This is a genomic window from Acidimicrobiia bacterium (genome assembly GCA_041394025.1).
Lineage (GTDB): Bacteria > Actinomycetota > Acidimicrobiia > IMCC26256 > JAOSJL01 > JAOSJL01.
In genome coordinates this window covers 521,916-538,790 of the sequence record JAWKJA010000004.1, presented here as the reverse complement: position 1 = coordinate 538,790, position 16,875 = coordinate 521,916, and the positions used below count along the sequence as shown (strand labels likewise).

The 16,875-nt window shown below is 69.2% G+C and carries 19 protein-coding genes; 10 read left to right on the top strand and 9 right to left on the bottom strand.

Going from position 1 to position 16,875, the window contains the following annotated elements:
- Positions 1-121: 121 nt before the first annotated feature.
- Entirely contained in the window at positions 122-727 is a 606-nt protein-coding gene (locus R3A49_14200) for a class I SAM-dependent methyltransferase (protein MEZ5171874.1), read from the top strand.
- A gap of 146 nt (positions 728-873) precedes the next feature.
- Complete coding sequence (locus R3A49_14195; protein ID MEZ5171873.1) at positions 874-1,242, top strand: hypothetical protein; 369 nt, start codon at positions 874-876, stop codon at positions 1,240-1,242.
- A gap of 14 nt (positions 1,243-1,256) precedes the next feature.
- Here the strand turns inward: R3A49_14195 and R3A49_14190 are convergent, their stop codons facing one another.
- Positions 1,257-2,405, bottom strand: a complete 1,149-nt coding sequence (locus R3A49_14190; GenBank protein ID MEZ5171872.1) for an aminotransferase class V-fold PLP-dependent enzyme — start codon at positions 2,403-2,405, stop codon at positions 1,257-1,259.
- A gap of 12 nt (positions 2,406-2,417) precedes the next feature.
- Positions 2,418-2,924, bottom strand: a complete 507-nt coding sequence (locus R3A49_14185) for a MaoC family dehydratase (GenBank protein ID MEZ5171871.1) — start codon at positions 2,922-2,924, stop codon at positions 2,418-2,420.
- Between the two features lie 66 nt (positions 2,925-2,990).
- On the opposite strand from R3A49_14185, the gene R3A49_14180 reads away from it, so the two are divergent.
- The 5 genes from R3A49_14180 (at position 2,991) to R3A49_14160 (ending at position 9,469) form a co-directional block, all read left to right on the top strand.
- Positions 2,991-4,946 carry an ABC transporter ATP-binding protein gene (locus tag R3A49_14180; protein MEZ5171870.1) on the top strand — a complete coding sequence of 652 codons (1,956 nt, stop codon included), beginning with the start codon at positions 2,991-2,993 and terminating at the stop codon, positions 4,944-4,946.
- A gap of 78 nt (positions 4,947-5,024) precedes the next feature.
- Positions 5,025-6,215: a hypothetical protein gene (locus R3A49_14175; GenBank protein MEZ5171869.1), complete on the top strand. Its 1,191-nt coding sequence runs from the start codon at positions 5,025-5,027 to the stop codon at positions 6,213-6,215.
- Between the two features lie 99 nt (positions 6,216-6,314).
- A complete protein-coding gene (locus tag R3A49_14170) occupies positions 6,315-6,947 on the top strand; it encodes a hypothetical protein (GenBank protein MEZ5171868.1) in 633 nt (210 codons plus the stop codon).
- A gap of 4 nt (positions 6,948-6,951) precedes the next feature.
- A complete protein-coding gene (locus R3A49_14165) occupies positions 6,952-7,782 on the top strand; it encodes a hypothetical protein (protein ID MEZ5171867.1) in 831 nt (276 codons plus the stop codon).
- A 46-nt stretch (positions 7,783-7,828) separates the two neighbouring features.
- Complete coding sequence (locus tag R3A49_14160; GenBank protein ID MEZ5171866.1) at positions 7,829-9,469, top strand: acyl-CoA dehydrogenase family protein; 1,641 nt, start codon at positions 7,829-7,831, stop codon at positions 9,467-9,469.
- Between the two features lie 20 nt (positions 9,470-9,489).
- On the opposite strand, the gene R3A49_14155 is transcribed toward R3A49_14160, so the two are convergent.
- The 3 genes from R3A49_14155 to R3A49_14145 are packed head-to-tail and all read right to left on the bottom strand — an operon-like array spanning position 9,490 to position 11,095.
- A complete protein-coding gene (locus tag R3A49_14155) occupies positions 9,490-9,906 on the bottom strand; it encodes a PIN domain-containing protein (GenBank protein MEZ5171865.1) in 417 nt (138 codons plus the stop codon).
- Positions 9,888-10,118, bottom strand: coding sequence for a CopG family transcriptional regulator (locus tag R3A49_14150; GenBank protein MEZ5171864.1), 231 nt, complete (start codon positions 10,116-10,118; stop codon positions 9,888-9,890). Before R3A49_14150 ends, R3A49_14155 begins: the two co-directional genes overlap by 19 nt.
- A gap of 41 nt (positions 10,119-10,159) precedes the next feature.
- Positions 10,160-11,095 (bottom strand): CoA ester lyase, encoded by a 936-nt coding sequence (locus tag R3A49_14145; GenBank protein ID MEZ5171863.1) that lies wholly within the window; start codon positions 11,093-11,095, stop codon positions 10,160-10,162.
- A gap of 29 nt (positions 11,096-11,124) precedes the next feature.
- Between R3A49_14145 and R3A49_14140 the strand changes: the two genes are divergently transcribed.
- Positions 11,125-12,006: an MBL fold metallo-hydrolase gene (locus R3A49_14140; protein MEZ5171862.1), complete on the top strand. Its 882-nt coding sequence runs from the start codon at positions 11,125-11,127 to the stop codon at positions 12,004-12,006.
- A 15-nt stretch (positions 12,007-12,021) separates the two neighbouring features.
- On the opposite strand, the gene R3A49_14135 is transcribed toward R3A49_14140, so the two are convergent.
- The gene (locus R3A49_14135; protein ID MEZ5171861.1) at positions 12,022-12,714 is read right to left on the bottom strand and encodes a dienelactone hydrolase family protein; all 693 of its coding nucleotides are present in this window, start codon (positions 12,712-12,714) and stop codon (positions 12,022-12,024) included.
- Between the two features lie 9 nt (positions 12,715-12,723).
- Complete coding sequence (locus R3A49_14130) at positions 12,724-13,185, bottom strand: PPOX class F420-dependent oxidoreductase (GenBank protein ID MEZ5171860.1); 462 nt, start codon at positions 13,183-13,185, stop codon at positions 12,724-12,726.
- An 87-nt stretch (positions 13,186-13,272) separates the two neighbouring features.
- Between R3A49_14130 and R3A49_14125 the strand changes: the two genes are divergently transcribed.
- Positions 13,273-13,755: a hypothetical protein gene (locus tag R3A49_14125; protein ID MEZ5171859.1), complete on the top strand. Its 483-nt coding sequence runs from the start codon at positions 13,273-13,275 to the stop codon at positions 13,753-13,755.
- A gap of 8 nt (positions 13,756-13,763) precedes the next feature.
- On the opposite strand, the gene R3A49_14120 is transcribed toward R3A49_14125, so the two are convergent.
- Positions 13,764-15,161: a class II fumarate hydratase gene (locus tag R3A49_14120; GenBank protein ID MEZ5171858.1), complete on the bottom strand. Its 1,398-nt coding sequence runs from the start codon at positions 15,159-15,161 to the stop codon at positions 13,764-13,766.
- Positions 15,162-15,275: 114 nt separating this feature from the next.
- Between R3A49_14120 and R3A49_14115 the strand changes: the two genes are divergently transcribed.
- A complete protein-coding gene (locus tag R3A49_14115; GenBank protein MEZ5171857.1) occupies positions 15,276-15,833 on the top strand; it encodes a hypothetical protein in 558 nt (185 codons plus the stop codon).
- Here the strand turns inward: R3A49_14115 and R3A49_14110 are convergent.
- The gene (locus tag R3A49_14110) at positions 15,823-16,857 is read right to left on the bottom strand and encodes a thioredoxin domain-containing protein (GenBank protein MEZ5171856.1); all 1,035 of its coding nucleotides are present in this window, start codon (positions 16,855-16,857) and stop codon (positions 15,823-15,825) included. The genes R3A49_14115 and R3A49_14110 overlap by 11 nt on opposite strands.
- Positions 16,858-16,875: the final 18 nt, after the last annotated feature.

Below are 16,875 nucleotides of genomic sequence, written 5' to 3'. Positions count from 1 at the left end.
ATGTTGGCAGAGGCGGACAACGAACTGCTCTCCGGCCGCCGATGAGTTGCAGGACCCGACTCCCAGTTGCATACGCCACCCGCACCCCGACCCGAGCCGGTCATGGGGTACAACAGGTGTGATGGATCGACAGGCGTGGAACGAGCGCTACCGGAGCAGGGACCTCGTGTGGTCGGCCGAGCCCAACGGGACTTTCGCCGAGGAAGCGCGGTCTCTGCCCGTGGGCCGCGCACTCGATCTCGCCGCGGGCGAGGGTCGAAACGCCGTGTGGTTGGCAGAGCGCGGATGGGCGGTCACCGCTGTCGACTTCTCCGATGTGGCACTGGCAAAGGCCGCACGGATGGCCGCGGCGGCGTCCGTCGACCTGACGACGGTCGTCGAGGACCTGGCCACCTACCGACCACCGGCCCGGTCCTTCGACCTGGTCGCCGTGATCTACCTGCAACTTCCGAGCAGCCTGCGCTCTCGCGTCTATCGCCGCGCAGCTGAAGCCGTGGCTGCGGGCGGGACGCTCGTTGTTCTCGGCCATGACACGACAAACCTCGTGCACGGCTACGGAGGCCCGAGCGACGTCGACGTCCTGTTCTCACCCGACGACGTGCGCGCCGACGTCGACGGTACCAGCCTCACCGTGGAGAAGGCGGTGAGGGTCGAACGCCGCGTCGACACGTCCGACGGTGAGCGCACCGCCATCGACGCTCTCGTCACGGCGCGACGGGCTCCATGAGGTCGACCCTTCTCCGGGCGTGATCACGGGGCCGCGACCCCCGATGGCGCCGGGATGGTGACGGCGGGGAAGGAGCCGGATAATATTTCTGTTACACACCAGATAAAAGGAGTGGTGTGGGCAGGATGGACCACAGGACGACGGCGATGACCCCGGAATCCGATTCGCAGGCCTCCCATCTCCGTCTGATGCAGCGGGCGCGCCTCCTCTCGAGTAGCGCACTCGACCACGATGTCGACGCCTTCCACGACCAGTTGACCGAGCTACGCACCGTGCTCTCCGCCCACATCGAGGAGGAGCGCGGCATGCTCGACGGGTTGTCACCGGCCGTCGGGCGCGTCGTGGCGCGGGGGCAGCAATCGCTGGTGGCGCTCGTCGACGACGTGCTCCGCGATCATGAGGCCGACGAGGGCCGGTGCGCGTGCCTGCGGCGGGCCAACGAGTTGGCCGCGCTGCTCGCGCGCCAGGCCCGGTTGGAAGGTGACGTGCTCGCCGACCGCTCACCCATCCGGTAGACACCGGCGGTCAGCTACGTGCCGAGGTGTCCGTCCAGGACATCGAGGAGGCGGTCGACGTCGTTGGTCGTGTTGTAGATGTGGGTGCTCACCCGGATGGAGGTCCCCCGCACGCTCACATAGACGCCGGCGTCGTGGAGCCGGGTGCCGATCTCGCCGGGGTCGACGCCGTCGGGCAGGCCGAGGCCGGTGAGGTGCGGCGACCGCAACCCAGCGGGTGGCACACGGAGGCCGAGACGCGACGCTCCGTCGAGCAGCCGGTCCATCAGCGATCGCGAGTACTCCGCGATCTCGTCGACGCCCAGCTCCACAACGAGGTCGATCCCCGCAATCGCCGCCGGTGTGAGGGCGAAGTTGGAGACCTCGCCCATGTCGTAGCGCCGAGCGCCGGGGCGGAACTCGTCGGTGTACTCCACGAGTCGGGCGAAGTCGTCGCTGCGGGCGCGTTCCTGCCAGCCGTACTCGAGCGGCGCACCGTCTCGACGGTCGTGCGCCGCCCAGAGGTAGCAGACCGAATAGGGGCCCAGGAGCCACTTGTAGGCCGCACCGACGACGAAGTCGGGCCGGATCTCGGCCACGTCGAAGGGAGCGGCGCCGATCCACTGGATTCCGTCGACGACGAAGACAGCGCCGACGGCGCGGGCCGCCTCACCCACGACACGGAGGTCCACGGGCGCGCCGTCGGACCAGTGGCAGGCGGGCACCGCGACCACGGCCGTCGCGGTGTCGATCTCCTCGAGCAGCGCGGCGGTCCAGTCGTGGTCGCGGGGGCGCGGGACCGTGCGAACGTCGCCCCCGTCGCGTTCGGCGACGGCGCGCCAGGGGTAGACGTTGGAGGGGAACTGCTCCGCCAGGACGAGGATCGAGCGGCCTGCGGGAACCGACACGGCATTGGCGGCGATACCGACGCCGTAGCTGGCGGCCGGGATGATCGCCGTCCCCTCACCGTCGGTGTCCCCCACCAGGCGCCCGAACTTCGTGCGCAGCTCCTCGGGCGGATCGAAGAAGTCGTCACCGAGGATGTTCCAGGGGTGGAGCTTGTCGGCCAGGCCCTCACGCCCGGCTTCGAAGACCGACAGCGGGAGCGGCGACATGTACGCGGTGTTGAGGTACGCGACACCGTCGGAGATGTCGAACAGGTCGCGCTGACAGGCGAGCGGCATCCCGGAGCGCGTCTACTCGGGTGACGTGTAGGGGCGTTCGCGTTCCTTGGCCGCCTCACGGGTGAGGACCATGACCTTCCGGCGGAAGTAGCAGACCTCGTCGCCGTGCTGGTTGAAGCCGCGGCTCTCGACGGTGACGATGCCGCGGTCGGGCTTCGACGACGACACCTTCCTGTCGAGCACCTTCGTCTCGGCGTAGATGGTGTCGCCGTGGAACGTCGGCTTGCGGTGCAGCAGGCTCTCCACCTCGAGGTTTGCAACCGCCGCGCCGCTCACGTCGGGCACGCTCATGCCGAGCACCAGGGAGTAGACGAGGTTCCCCACCACCACGTTCTTCCCGAACTGGGTCTGCGTCTCGGCGAACCAGGCGTCGGTGTGCAACGGGTGGTGGTTCATCGTGATCATGCAGAACAGGTGGTCGTCGTACTCGGTGATCGTCTTACCGGGCCAGTGCTTGTAGATGTCGCCGGGCTCGAAGTCCTCGAGGTACCGGCCGAAGGGGCGCTCATGTGTCGTCATGGCCGTCCAGCATTGCAGAGCAACTGATCGGGCCTCACACCGCGTCACCGGTACCGTGGACGCTGCATGGCAGCACCTCACTGGCAGACCGTCGCCGGGTTCCGGCGCGACCCCGACGTCGTGCGCGACAAGCGTCTCGACCGCCACGTGCTCCGGAGGGTCCTCACGTACGCACGGCCCTACCGGTGGCTCCTGGTCGGCTTCATCGCCACCGTCGTCGCCGGGGCGGTCGTCACCGTCCTCCCGCCGCTTCTGCTGCGCGCCCTGCTCGACACCGCGGTCCCCGACGAGAACACGGCGCTGGTGGGGTGGCTGGCCCTGGGTGCCGTCCTGCTGGCGATCCTCGCCGCGGTTCTGTCGCTCGCCCAGCGCCTGTTCTCGGCCCGGGTGGGCGAGGGCCTGATCCACGACCTGCGGGTCAGGCTCTTCGACCACGTCCAGCGGCTCCCGCTGTCGTTCTTCACCCGCACACAGACCGGGGCGCTCCAAACACGCCTCAACAACGACGTGGTCGGGGCGCAACAGGCCGTCACCGGCACGCTCGGGACGGTCGCCTCCAACACGATCAACATCGTCGTGACGCTCGTCGTCATGTTCGCGTTGGAGTGGCGACTCACACTTCTGACCCTTGCGGTGCTCCCCGCGTTCGTGATCCCGGCCCGCCGTGTGGGTCGGAAGCTCCAGAGGGCCACGCGCGAGTCGATGGAGCTCAACGCCGAGATGAACACCACGATCACCGAGCGCTTCAACGTGTCGGGTGCGTTACTGGTCAAGCTGTTCGGTCGGCACGACACCGAACGCGACCGCTTCGACGATCGGGCGGCACGCGTGGCCGACATCGGTGTGCAGACCGCGATGTACTCACGCACGATCTTCGCCGCACTGGCGTTCGTGTCCGCCGTCGGAACGGCCATCGTCTACTACCTCGGCGGGCGGCTCGTGATCTCCGGCACGATCGAGATCGGGACGCTCGTGGCCTTCGTCGTCTATGTCGGACAGATCTACACGCCGCTCACGCAGCTCACGAACGCACGCGTCGACGTGATGACGGCCGTCGTCTCGTTCGAGCGGGTGTTCGAGGTGCTCGACTTCGAGAGCCTCATCCCCGACGCCCCCGACGCCGTCGGCCTGGAGAATCCCAAGGGACACATCGAGTTCGATCACGTGTGGTTCCGCCACCCGCCGGGATCCCTCACGTCGATCGCATCCCTGGAGGTCGATGACTCGGCCCACGCCGACGACGACACCCTCGTCCTCAAAGATGTGACGTTCTCCGTCGACCCGGGCGAGACGGTGGCGCTCGTCGGCCCGTCGGGCGCGGGCAAGACCACCATCGCCATGATGGTCCCGCGGATCCACATGGTGACCGACGGTCGTGTGCTCTTCGACGGCCACGACGTCGACGGGCTCACGCAGGAGTCGCTGCGCGCGGCGATCGGGTTCGTCAGCCAGGACCCGCACATGTTCCACGAGACGATCCGTGAGAACCTCACCTTCTCGAAACCCGGCGCCACCGACGAGGAGCTCGTGGCCGCGTGCAGGGCCGCGCGCATCCACGACCTCATCGCCTCGTTGCCCGACGGCTACGACACGCTCGTCGGCGAGCGGGGCTACCGGCTCTCAGGCGGTGAGAAGCAGCGCATGGCGATCGCGCGTGTCCTGTTGAAGGACCCGGCGGTGGTGATCCTCGACGAGGCCACGTCGCACCTCGACTCGGAGTCGGAGGCGATGATCCAGCGCGCCCTCGCCGAGGCACTCGAGGGCCGGACGGCGCTCGTGATCGCCCATCGCCTGTCGACGGTCGTGTCGTCGGACCGGATCCTCGTGGTCGACGACGGCCGGATCGTGGAGTCGGGAACCCACGACGAGCTGCTCGCCGCGGGCGGCCTCTACGCCGAGTTGACCCGGACCCAGCTGGGGGACCACCGGGAGCGGCCCTCCCCGAACGCCGACCCCGGCGAGTCGGCCGCCGACCCCCTCGACGCCCTGCTCGGCGGCGAGGCGCCCAGACCCACCCTGTAGAAGCCCGACCGGTAGAATCGCGGCGACGGGCCTCCGCCCGGTTCGATCCTCGTCTCCTCCGGATTCCGGATCTCCTCTATGCCCGACGACTCCGACGCGCCCCTCACCCGTTCGGAGCGGCGCGTCGCGCGCGAGCGGCGCCGCCGACTCCGGTACCGCGTCTTCGTCGGCGCGCTCACGGTCGTCACCGTCGTCCTCGTGGGCCTCGTGACCACCGACACGCTGCGCCTGCCGGGAGGACCCTCGCCGAGACTGGCCGACGCCAGCGTCGACGCCGGCGAGGCCGTTGTCGGCGACGCGCCCGACGTGGAGGACGCGACCCGGCCGTTGAGCGTCGAAGACCCGTTGCGCCTCTGGGTCGGCGGCGACTCGCTGGCCGGAGCACTCGGTCCGGCGCTCGGTGAGTACGCGTCCGGGAGCGGCGTCGTGCGCACGTGGTACGACTCGCACACCTCCAGCGGCCTCGTCGACCAGACCATCATCGACTGGCCCGAGGAAGCCTCCCAGCAGATGATCGAGGTGAACCCCGAGGCGGTCGTGTTCATCATGGGCGCCAACGACCACTCGGTCGTCGACGACGCCGGCGACTGGCGTGACGACTACGCCGCGAGGACCGGCGAGATGATGGACATTCTCACCGGCTCCGAGGGGCGGCCGGTCTACTGGATCGGCTCGCCCGCCATCGGTGACGACGAGATGAGCAGCCGGGTCGCCCAGGTCAACGAGGTCTTCGTCGAGCAGGCCGGGGAACGCCCGACGGTGGCGTACGTGAACGCGTACGACCTCTTCTCCCCCAACGGCGTGTACTCGCAGGCGTTCGAGAACCGTGAGGGCGAGGTCGTCACGATGCGTGACGGCGACGGTGTGCACTTCACCGGAGAGGGTGCCCGCTACCTGGCCGGGTTCGTGTGGGACCTGCTCGACGCGGCGTTCGAGATCTCGACGTACGCCGTGCCGGGTGAGACACAGCCCGTCGAGGAGTCGGGGACGCCCTCGCGTTTCGAGAACCCCGGGTCGGGTGCGACCACATCGACGGGTTCGACGGGGTCCTCGGCGACACAGAGCGCACCCGTGGCCACGTCCCCCCCGGTGACGGAGCCGGCGCCAGTTGCCACGTCGCCGCCGGCGCCGACCGAGCCCGTCGTCGAGCCGACCTCCCCACCTGTGGAGCCGACCCAGCCCACCAGCCCGCCAGGCGGGGGCGGCGGTGGTGAGAGTGGCTCCGGTGGGACCGGTGGCGGGGGCTCCGCCCAGGGCGGCGGCCCCTGACGGTCCCGCGGGACCGTCTTTTCCACAGGCCACGGTTCCGCGGAACCGTTTGTGAAGTGCCTCTTGTCCCAATAGAGCGGTACCGGTAGGTTCGGCTCCATGGGAGTGGGGGACTCTCGGCGGACACGCACCGTCGCCGTCGCGCTGGTGGGCGCGCTCTTCGTGACCGGTTGCAGCGGCGGCGGGAGTGACGACGCCGATGCAACCTCGACGACTCGCGCCGATGCGTCGGAGCCCTCGTCCACGACGACGACTGCGGACCCCACGCCGACGACCACTCCCCCCGGCCCCGAGGTCCCCGCCGACGCCCCCGAGATCATCAACACCGGCGACGACTTCGAGGCCATGTACCGGAGCTTCAACGAGTTCATCAACTGGCTCGCCGCGAATCCGGATCCCACCATTGAGATGGTTGATGTGATCTACAGCCCTCGCGGGCCGGCGTACGAGATCCAACACGACCAGTTGGAGGAGAACATCGCCGGCGGATATCACGCCGCCGACCGGATTCAGGAGATCGTCTCGATCGAGGACCGAGGCCCGCGCGATGGCCCTGCGGGGTCCGTCATCTATGACTTGGTGGTTACGCATCGGTTTCCGCCGGTCGACTTCCTCGACCGCGATGGGGCAGTGATTCGGTCAAGGCGCGAGCCCTACGAGACTCGTTTTCTCATCTCACTTCTCGAGGACGAAGGACGATGGAGGATCGGAGACAGCGTTGACCTCATCTAGAGGCGTGAGCCTCCGGCTAGTGATTGTCGTTGCCGCGTCAGCACTGTCGCTTCTCCCCCTGTCAGTTCCAGCAAAGGCCGACTGCTCGGGCGGGCTCGGCCCCGACCTCGGCGCAGGCTGTGAGACGCCCGGCGGCGGTACCGGTGGATCCGGAGGTGGAACAGGGGGTGGTGGGTCCGGAGGTTCGGTGCAACCCGCCCGCTACTACTGGCAGCACGTCGTCCCGGGAGAGGTGGGGGACCCCACGAGTCTCCTGTGCCAGGTCAGCGCCGATGAGGTGGGCGTGGAGTACTGGGAGGAGCTCATCGACCGCACGACCGGTGAGGCGCTCGTCACACGCGTGCGCTGCGTCCCACTCGACGCCGACGCTCCGGAGCCGGAACCGACGCCGGATCCTCCGTCGCCCGCCGAGATCTGGGACTCCGTTCCGGTGCCCGACCCGTCGGTGTCGGTGAACCCGGCGGGCGAGGGTGTCACCGGCCTCGAGACCTGGCTGTGGCTCGACGGTACGACGGACCTCGAAGTCGGGCCCCTGACCCTCGACGGGTGGAGCGTCACGGCCACGGCGACCGTCGAGCGCATCGTGTGGAACATGGGTGACGGCCACTCGGCGTCGTCCACCCGGCCCGGCAGCGAGGCCCACCCGGCCGCCACCTACACCTACGAGACGAAGTCGGGCGCCGAGCCCTACACGCTCTCGGTGACGACCCACTGGCACGGCACCGCCACCATCACCGGCTTCGGAACCACCCTCACCCAGGACCTCGGCTCCGTGACCGTCGGCGGCAGTCGCCCCTACGACGTCGACGAGGTCCGCTCCGTCCTCGTCGACTAGAAGCCCGGCTCGGGGGGTGAAGTGACCCGTCGGTAGCATCCGGGCCATGCCCGAGAACCAGACCTCCCCCGCACTCAGCGCCGCCGCCGACGCCGTCGCTCTCGCCGCCGACCTCGTCGACTCGGCGGCCGACCACCTCGCCGCCGAGTCGAAGGACGGCGACAGGATCTCGGTTTCCAAGCTCGACGAGCACCAGGTCCTCGCCTACGACCTCACCCACGCCGCGGCGGGAGTGGAGGCCTGTCGGGCGATGCTCGACTACGCCGGGCACGGCGATCTCGAGGCTCGGATGGCCTGCGCCTTCGTGGCCGACGTGGTCGCCGACCTGGGCGCCAAGGTCATCGGCCGGGAAGCCGTGTGGGGAGCCGATGCCGGCGACCTCGCTCCTGCTCTCCCCTTCGTGGAAGCTCACCGCGACCCGGCCTTCCTCGCCGGGATCGCCGACGACTGCGCCACCCGGGGCACCGGGCCGACGCACCTCGACGACGACTTCTCCCTCGTGAGCGAGACGTTCCACCGCTTCGCCGAGGACAAGGTCCGGCCCGTCGCCGAGCACGTGCACCGCACGAACGCCGACGTCCCCGAAGACGTCATCTCGGGTCTCGCCGAGATCGGGGGCTTCGGCCTGTCGGTTCCCGAGGAGTACGACGGCATGGCCGCGGGCGGCGAGTCCGACTACCTCGGCATGGTCGTCGCCACCGAGGAGCTCTCGTGGGGCTCACTGGGCCTCGGCGGATCGCTCATCACACGGCCCGAGATCCTCACCCGCGCCATCGTGAAGGGTGGCACCGAGGAGCAGAAGAAGCGCTGGCTCCCCCGCATCGCCAGCGGTGAGCTCATGGTCGGCGTCATGGTGACCGAGCCCGACTACGGCTCCGACGTCGCCGGCCTCGGCGTGACCGCCACGCCCGACGGTGACGGCTACCGGATCAACGGCGTCAAGACCTGGGCCACCTTCGCCGGGCGTGCCAACGTCCTCATGCTCCTCGCCCGGACGGATCCCGACCGCAGCGCCGGCCACAGGGGCCTCTCGATCTTCGTCGTCGACAAGGAACCGGCGGAGGGGCACTCGTTCACGTTCAAGCAGGACGACGGCGGCGTGATGGACGGCCGGGCCATCGACACCATCGGCTACCGCGGCATGCACTCCTTCGAGGTGAGCTTCGACAACTGGTACGTGCCCGCCGAGAACCTGGTGGGAGAGGAGGACGGGCTCGGCAAGGGCTTCTACCTCCAGATGGAGGGCTTCGAGAACGGTCGGCTCCAGACGGCGGCCCGGGCCGTCGGCCTCATGGAGGCGGCGTTCCAGGCCGGCCTCGAGTACGCCCAGGAGCGCATCGTTTTCGGGAAGAGCGTCTTCGACTACCAGCTCTCCAAGGTCAAGATCGCCCGCATGGCCGTGCTCATCCAGGCCGGGCGCCAGTTCGCCTACTCCGTGGCGAAGCAGATGGCCCGCGGCGAGGGCGCGCTGGAAGCCTCGATGGTGAAGGCCTACGTGTGCCGCGCCGCGGAGTGGGTCACCCGTGAGGCCATGCAACTCCACGGCGGCATGGGCTACGCCGAGGAGTACGCCGTATCGCGCTACTTCGTCGACGCCCGGGTGCTGTCGATCTTCGAGGGCGCCGACGAGACGCTCTGCCTGCGCGTCATCGCCCGCCGCCTCGCCGAACAGGCCCTGGAGTCGTAGGTATCGTTCGAGCAGCGGTATCAGCGTGGCACGACGTCGATCGTGTCTTCCCGGGCAACGACGTCGAAATCCCGTCGATCGAGCGTCAGTACCCGTCGCCCGTTGCGCTCCGCACAGGCCACCACGGCGGCGTCGACGAACCCCAATGGCAGGTCGCGGTATCGGTGCACCAACTCGCGAGCACGGGGCAGATCTTCGTCGCCACAATCGAGAGTCAAAGCGCCGTCCGCGAGATCGGCGAGGAACGCGTCGAGAATCTGAGAGCCCAGACGTCGTTCGACGAGGTACGTGATCTCTCCGAGGGTGGCGACAGGGACCAGGTAGGGCCCCGGATCCGCGAACAGCGCCTCGCTCACGCGTGGCTGGTCCGGGTCGCTGCCGTCGAGCAAGGCGAAGAGCGCGGAGGTGTCGAGCGTGATCACACCGGGTCTGACCACTGATCCTCGAGCCATTCCTCGCTCGACGCGCCGGTGACCTCGCCGTCGGAGCGGCCCATCCCGATCGAACGCGGAACGGCCCGCGGCGCTCGGGCGCGCAGTTCCTCCAGCGCGGTGCGCACCAACTCGGCCTGCGAGCGACGGGTGCGCTTGGCCTCGGCCCGCAGCCACTGTTGGATCTCGTCGGGCAGGTACAGAGTGGTCTTGTTCACCAGGCCAGAATACCACCTGCCATATATGGCAGGTGGTAGATTCAGCCGGAGGAGCGGGTGAGTCCGGCGCGCTCGCCGCGGCTGACGAACTTGGTGGCCATCTTGCGGCTGGCCTCGTCGATCATCTCGTCGCCGAACATGACCGCGCCACGGCGTTCGGTGCCCGTGGCGTGCTCGTAGGCCTCGAGGATGTCGTGCGCCCGGTCGTACTGCTCCTGGGTCGGTGAGTAGACCGTGTTGCACGCCTCGACCTGGGTGGGGTGCAGCGCCCACTTGCCGTCGTATCCGAGCGTGCGCGTGCGGTTGGCGTAGTCGTAGAAGCCGTCGAGGTCCTTGATCTTGAGGTACGGCCCGTCGATCACCTGGAGGCCGTTGGCGCGGCCCGCCATGAGGATCTTCGAGAACACGTAGTGGAAGTGGTCGCCGGGGTACTCGTCGATCTGCACACCTCCGGTGAGGACCGGCATCTCCATCGACGCCGCGAAGTCGGCCGGCCCGAAGATGATCGTCTCGAGACGGGGCGACGCCGCACAGATCTCCTCGACGTTGATGAGGCCGCGGGTCGTCTCGATCTGCGCCTCGATACCGACGGCGGCCTCGCGGCCCATGTTCTCCTCGATCTGGGTGAGGAGCATGTCGAGCGCCACGATCTCGGCGGCCGACTGGACCTTGGGGAGCATCAACTCGTCGAGTCGCTCCGAGGAGTTCTCGACGACGTGGATCACGTCGGCGTAGGTCCACTTGGTGTCCCAGGCGTTGACGCGCACGCAGAGCACGCTGTCGCCCCAGTCGGAGTCGTTGATGGCCTTCACGACGAGGTCGCGGGCGGCCTCCTTCTCGAGCGGCGCCACGGAGTCCTCGAGGTCGAGGAACACCATGTCGGCGCCGAGCGTGGGTGCCTTGCCGAGCATCTTCTCGCTCGAGCCGGGAACGGACAGACAGGAACGACGGGGCAGGTCTCTGGAGCGTTCGGACATGATTTCGAGGCTACCGATATGCTCGCCGCGTGCCCCAACCGAACGATTCCACGGGTTCACCGCAGGGCGGCCGGCACCCGGATCCGACGGTCGAGCAGCTCGGAGACGGCGTCTTCGCCTGGCTCCAGCCGGGTGGTGAATCGGGAGTGTCGAACGCCGGCGTCGTCGCCGACGACGACGGCCTCACGGTCATCGACACGCTCATGGTCCGCTCGCAGTGGGAGACGTTCGCCCGCTCGGTGGCGCAGCTCGGGAGCCCGGTGCGCCGGATCGTGCTCACCCACGCACACATCGACCATGTCGGCGGCACGAAGGCGCAAGCGTTCAAGAACGCCGCCATCTACGGAGCGCCCCAGACGAGCGAGGTTCTCGACGAGGCAATGCCCGTCGACGCCTACAAGGCCTTCATGCCCGCGTTCGAAAGCGAGTTCGACGACCTCGCGGCCACCGGGACGCGCCCGGTCACCCACGTCGTGGACGGCCCGGCGCAGCTCACGCCCCGGGTCGAGGTGATCCCGGCGAACGGCCACACGGCAGGCGACCTGATGGTGCTCGTCGAGGACAGCGACGTCGTCTTCGCCGGTGATCTGTGCTTCTTCGGCGTGACTCCGTTGGCCTTCCAGGGCGACCCCGCGACCTGGGCGAACGTCGTCGAGACTCTCGTCGACCTGGCATCGACCATCGTGCCCGGTCACGGCCCGGTCGGCGGCGCCGACGAGGCCCACGACCTGGCGGCCTACCTGCGCGCGTGCGTCGAGGCGGTCGGCGATCCCGAGGCGATTCCACCCGGACCGTGGGACCGGTGGCTCGAACGGGACCGCGATGCGATCAACGTCGAGCGGGCGGCCATGCTCGCCCGGGGCGAGGACGCCATCCCCCCGTCGATGCTCAAGGCCCTCGGTCTCCACTGACCCCGGGCGTCGCGGTCAGGTGACGTGCTTCCGGAAGAAGTCGATCGTGTCGGCCCAGGCCCGGGCGGCGTCCTCGGGATGGTGGGCGTCCTCGCGTGTGTCGTTGAAGAACCCGTGCTCGCGACCCTCGAAGATCCGCAGGTCGGCCTGGAGGCCGTGGCCCCGGAGCTCCGCCTCCAACTCCCGTACGGACTCCGGCGTGGCGAAGGTGTCGTTGCCAGCGTAGTGGCCGAGCACCGGGGCGTCGATCCTCGAGTAGTCGGGAGCGGCGGCCTCCCACGGCAACACGCCGTAGAAGGGCACGACGGCGCTCACCGCATCGGGGCGCAGCGAGGCCAGCCACAGCGCCAGGCCACCGCCCATGCAGAACCCGGTGACACCGACGGACCCCGAGCTCACCGCGTCGGAGCCCATGAGGTAGTCGACGGCGCCGACCATGTCCTTGGCTGCCTGCTCGATGTTGAGCGACATCATCAGCTCGCCGGCCTTGTCGGGATGCGCGTTGTCGACCGTCTCCCCACCGAAGAGATCGGGGGCCAGCGCCACGAAGCCCTCGGTGGCGAACCGCTCGCACACGTCCTTGATGTGGGGGACGAGACCCCACCACTCCTGGATGACGACGACCCCGGGGCCGGCGCCCGAGTCCGGAACCGCCAGGTAGCCGTCGGCCGTCCGGCCGTTGCTCGCGAACGTGACAATCTCCCCCATCGGTTCCTCCTAGTAGCCGCCACCGAGTTTCCGGTGGTCCCACGACACTGTCTCGTCGGGCCGTACGACAACGACCGACCGCTTGGCGCCCATGGTGCGGACGCTCTCGCGCACGGTGTCGTCGGTGATCGGGCCCCAGTAGCGCACGTAGATCCTCTCACCGATGGCCAGGACCTCGTCGATGTCGTCGATGATCTCGGCCCGTCCCGAGATCGACACACCCCGGAGCTCCTCGTAGGCGTCGCCGGCCTCCACCATCACGGTGATACGCGGATCGCGGCGCAGGTTCACGATCTTCTGACTCTTCGAGTAGGTCCAGAAGGCCGGTGCACCGTCGATCACGACGAACCACATGGGGACGAGGTGCGGTGAGCCGTCGGCGTTGATCGATGCGACCTGCAAGGTCCTACGCTCGTCGAGAATGGCCGCCACCTCGTCGTCGGACATCCGGATCTCGTCGCGCCTGGTCATCGATGCTCCCGCACATATCGGTGGATCCACCGGACGCTACCCGCACAACCGGCGGTGGCGCACCGGAGCGCGCTAGCTTCCCAGCCCGTGGCGAAGAATCCGGACCCCACCATCCAGGTCGCCGGCCTGTCGGGCACGACGCGCTCGCTCGACGACTGGATGACGATGTTCCACCTCTGCCTGGTGGTCCTGCCCGACGACCCGGTCGCTGCGCGCTTCCTACCTGTGGCCGACAACATCTTCCGCGTGCTCGGCGACTCCGACGCCCGGACGGCGGTGCTGTGGCCGTCGACGGCGTCGCTCGCCCGGAGGGTCCTGGGCGACTTCGCCGACGAGAACCTCGTGTTCGTCGACCCGCAGAAGGAGTTGATCCGGAGCCTCGGCATCGAGACGCTTCCCGCGCTCGTGCATCTGCGCCAGGACACGACGCTGGCCGGTGCCACCGAGGGATGGGACGCCACGGAGTGGCAGACCGTCGCCGACGGCGTCGCCGACGCCATGGCCTGGTCGAGGCCCGAGGTCGACGCCGGCCGGGTTCCCGCCGGCACGGTGGCGTTCCCCGTCGCCTGAGCGTCGACTCAGCCCAGGACTCCTCCGCGGGCCATGGCCTCGACGTCGAGCACGCGGTCGAGCTCCTCCTCGGGCACGAGGCCGCGGTCGAGCACGACCTCCCGCAGCGTGCGGCCGGTGCGCATGGCCTCCTTCGACACGTCGGCACAGGTGTCGTAGCCGATCACCGGGACGAGCGCCGTGACGATCGGCAGTGACAGCTCGGCGTTGCGACGGCACGTCTCGACCTCGGCCTCGATTCCCCGCACGCACGTGCGCGTGAAGGTCTCCGACGCTCCGGCGAGAAGGGTGATCGACTCGAGCAGGTTGCGGGCCATGACCGGCATCATCACGTTGAGTTCCAGGTTTCCGGCCGCGCCGCCGAACGCCACAGCCGCGTCGTTGCCCACGACCTGCGCGCACACCTGCGCGAGAGCCTCAGCGGCGACGGGATTCACCTTCCCGGGCATGATCGAGCTCCCGGGCTGGAGCTCGGGCAGCCGGATCTCGCCGATGCCGGTACGCGGGCCCGAGCCGAGCCACCGCACGTCGTTGGCGATCTTCGTGAGAGACACGGCAACTGTTCGCAGCGCACCGCTCGCCTCGACGAGCGCGTCGCGCGCTCCCTGCGCTTCGAAGTGGTTGCGGGCCTCCTGGAGGTCGGGCAGGTCACCCTCCCGCTCCCGGATCAACGCGATCACCGACGCCGCGAAGCCCGCCGGTGCGTTGAGCCCGGTACCCACCGCCGTGCCCCCGAGAGGCAGCTCGGCCACGCGGGAGTAGGTGGCCTCCACGCGCTCGATTCCGTACCGGACCGCGGCGGCCCACCCGCCGAACTCCTGTCCGAGCGTGACGGGCGTGGCGTCCATGAGGTGGGTGCGCCCGGCCTTCACGACACCGGCGAACTCGTCCGACTTCTCCTCGAGCGCCCCGGCCAATGCCTCCAGTGCGGGTACCAGTGTGCGCCGGAGCTGGGCGTAGGTCGCGAGGTGGATGGCGGAGGGGAAGATGTCGTTGGAGCTCTGGCCGGCGTTGACATGGTCGTTGGGGTGAACGGCCTTGGCCCCCAGCTCGTGGCCGAGGATCTGCGACGCCCGGTTGGCGAGGACCTCGTTCGTGTTCATGTTCGACGACGTTCCCGAACCTGTCTGGAACACGTCGACAGGGAAGTGGTCGTCGTGGTCGCCCGCCGCCACCTCGGCCGCTGCGTCGCGGATCGCCTCCATGTACTCCGTGTCGAGCGTGCCGAGGTCGTGGTTGACCTCCGCGGCTGCGCCCTTCAGCGTCGCGAGCGCCCACACGAGCGATCGGTCGACGCGGAAACCCGAAATCGGGAAGTTCTCGACGGCGCGCTGGGTCTGCGCACCCCAGAAGGCGTCGTCGGGAACCTCGACGTCGCCCATCGAGTCCTTTTCGATGCGTGCCATGGCGGTGCTCCTGTCGGCCTGCGGATCGACGTTCTGTCTACCGCCCGACCCGCCCGGACACCCAATGCAACGGGGCTCCACCAGAGTGGCCGTCGAACTCCCTAGGCTGCCGGGGTGCCGAGACGCCGAGCCCTCCGTGGCCCCGCTGCCTTCTCCGTCGTTCTCGTCGCCGTTCTGCTGGCCGGGACCGGGCCTGTGCGGGGCGGCGAGCCCGACGAGGAGCTGCCGGGGTTCACGGTCACACCCGACGAGGCTCCCGCCGGCGCCGAGATCGTCGCACGTGGTGAGGGGTGCGGCACCGGCACCCGTCTCGTGGAGGTCGCGTTCAGCGACCTCGGAGCCGAGCGCGCCGCCGGCGAGACAACCGCCGACGGGACGGGCGCGTGGGAGGTGACACTCTCTGTTCCCCCCGACATCGTCCCAGGGGACTACGCCGTCGTCGCCACGTGCTCGGGCGAGGAGGTCTACGCGACGTCGCCGTTCCGGGTCCTGTCGGACGACGGGTCCCTCGACATCTCCGACGAGGACGACTCCACCGACACCCGTCTCCTGATCCTCGGGGCGCTGGGAGCACTGCTGCTCGTCGGTGGCGGCGTGATGGTGTTCGTCACCCGGCGCGGTCCTGGCGGCAGCGGAGACGACCCCGACGGCAGCGGCGACGTCACGGGATGACGAGCATGCCGAGCTCGGCCTCGATCTGCGGCCGCGGCTTGGCACCCTGCACCTGACCCTCGAGGGCTCCGTTGCGAAACAGCCCGATCATCGGGATGCTCTGGACCTCGAACTGCTGCGCCAGGGCGGGCTCCTCGTCGATGTTGACCTTCACGACCCGGTACGAGCCCTTCCGCATCGCGGCGATCTGCTCCACGATCGGTGACACCTGACGGCACGGCTGGCACCACGGCGCCCAGAAGTCGACGATGACCGGAAGCTCCGACTGGAGGACGTGGATGGCGAACCCGGCCGTCGTGACCGACGGAACGAGCTCGTTCTCGTCGAGATCGGGCACGGGCCCGGCGGGCTCCGCGGCGGGGGCCGCGGCTCCGACGGGCTCGCTCGGGGTCTCCCCCGCGACGACCTGTGCGAGCCACGAGCGCGCGTCACTGATGCTCTCCGGGGAGATCTGGTGCTCCATCGGGTAGTCGCGATACACGACGGGAACACCGTGCTCGGCGAGCATCGTCGCGAGCTGCCGGCTCGCCTCCACGGGGATCATCGGGTCACGCGAGCCGTGCTGCACGAGCACCGGCATGTCGGCCGCCCCTGCCCAGTCGAAGGTCTGCTCGATCCCACCCGGCACGAGGCCGCTCATCACGAGCACGGCCCTCGGGTGCGGGCGGTCGCCCCTCATCGCCAGGGCCAGTGCGAGGCCGGCACCCTGGGAGAAGCCGCCGACCACCGCTTCCTCGCGCGACAGGCTGTGCTCGGCGGCGGTCTGGTCGAGCAAGGCGTCGAGTGCTTCGACGGCCGCGAGGAAGCCCTCCGTCATCGTGCGGGGGTCGCCGCCGATCTCGTACCACGAGTATCCGGGTGGGGCGCTCAGGGGCCCGCGGGGCAGAACGGTGAGCAGTTCCCCGTCGGGATCCAGGTACGGCATCACACCGCCGAGGTCCTGTTCGTCGGCGCCGAAGCCGTGGGCCAGCAGCAGGATGCGGTCGCGTCCTTCCCCGTGGATGACGTTCGCCGTGAGCTCCATGCCGAAACGGTATCCCGG